Here is a 1,162-nt window from a genome sequence, read left to right as displayed (position 1 = left end):
TGGCAGGCGTGGAGTTCGCGGTTTTCGGCGGTTTCCAGTGATACTGCGCCGCACAGGCATTGAGCTTTCATCGGTTTCTCTCGGTTTGAAACGGTTAAAAATTTGGGGTTCAGGCTACCTGAAAACTTTCAGACGGCCTCCCTGCCCTATTTCCACAAATTCAGCGGTGAAATCATCCACACACCCAAAACCACGATGTAGGCGAAGCCGATCGGAATCAGCACTTTCCAGCCCAAACGCATGATTTGGTCGTAACGGTAGCGTGGGAAAGTTGCACGGATCCACAGATACCAGTACAGAACCGCCGCCATTTTCACAAACATCCAGAATGCGGAAGGCGTACCGATAAAGCCCCAGCTTTGCGGGAACGGAGACAACCAGCCGCCGAGGAACATCAGCGATGTCAGAGCGGCAATCAGAATCATGAAAATGTATTCGGCAAGGAAGAACAGCGCGAATGCGAAGCCGGAATATTCAACGTGGTGACCGGCAACGATTTCGGACTCACCCTCTGCCACGTCAAACGGCGCGCGGTTGGTTTCTGCAACGGCGGAAATCAGATAGACGATGAAGATTGGGAAGAGCGGCAGCCAGTTCCAAGAGAATACCGAGCCGCCGGCAATACCTTTGGCTTGTGCGGCAACGATGTCGGAGAAGTTCATACTGCCCGATACCATCACGACACACACCAGTGCGGCACTCATGGCAATCTCGTAGGAAATGCTTTGCGCGGAAGCACGCATTGCACCCAAGAACGAATATTTTGAGTTAGAAGCCCAGCCCGCGATGATCACGCCGTAAACCGACAGCGAGGTAATCATCAGGATGTACAAAAGGCCGATATTGATGTTGGTCAGTACCCATTCTTCGTTGAACGGAATCACTGCCCACGCCGCAAAAGACGGTGCAAGCGACATAATCGGGCCGATGTAGAACAGGGCTTTGTTTGACAGCTTCGGACGAGTTACCTCTTTAAACAAGAGTTTGAACACGTCGGCAAACGGCTGAATCAGACCCCACGGACCGGTTACGTTCGGGCCGACACGAAGCTGCATAAAGCCGATGACTTTACGTTCGAAATACGTCAGGTAGGCAACGGTCAGAATCAGCGGAATCAGGATAATCACGATTTTGACGATGACGGATACCACCAAGCCTACGG

1 protein-coding gene is annotated in these 1,162 nt (G+C 52.2%); it reads right to left on the bottom strand.

Features of this window, described 5'->3' with window-relative positions; genetic code table 11:
• Positions 1–146: 146 nt before the first annotated feature.
• The coding region (nuoH, locus tag ACTHUR_RS11550) for an NADH-quinone oxidoreductase subunit NuoH (protein ID WP_440398661.1) at positions 147–1,162 on the bottom strand (1,016 nt) is incomplete at its 5' end.

Source organism: Neisseria sp. P0021.S007, from assembly GCF_051956855.1.
This window is presented reverse-complemented; position numbering and strand designations above follow the sequence as displayed.